General features: G+C 86.0%; 1 pseudogene. It reads right to left on the bottom strand.

Annotated elements, in window-relative coordinates:
* A pseudogene (locus KMS84_RS40735) lies at positions 1-235 on the bottom strand (hypothetical protein); the annotation flags it as partial.

The following is a 235-nucleotide window of genomic DNA, read 5'->3' as shown; positions in this document are numbered from 1 at the left end:
CGGCGGGGGCGGGGGCCCGCGGTCCGGAGGAGGCCACGGCGCCGCCGCGTCCGCCGTCCCCCGCGAGGCCGCCCGCCTCCCGGCCGCGCAGGTCGAGCGTGAGCGCGGTGGTCACGGCGACCGCGACGGCGGTCCCGGCGGCGACCAGGGCCCACCGCCTGCGGACGGCCCGCACGGCGCGGACACTCCGGACGCCCCCGGCGGGCTTCGCCGCGGAGCGGGCGGGGGCGGGGGT

The organism is Streptomyces hilarionis (assembly GCF_024539675.1).
In the GTDB taxonomy this organism is placed as follows: Bacteria; Actinomycetota; Actinomycetes; order Streptomycetales; family Streptomycetaceae; genus Streptomyces; species Streptomyces hilarionis.
Note: the sequence above shows the minus strand (reverse complement) of the source record. Positions and strands in the feature narration are given on the sequence as shown.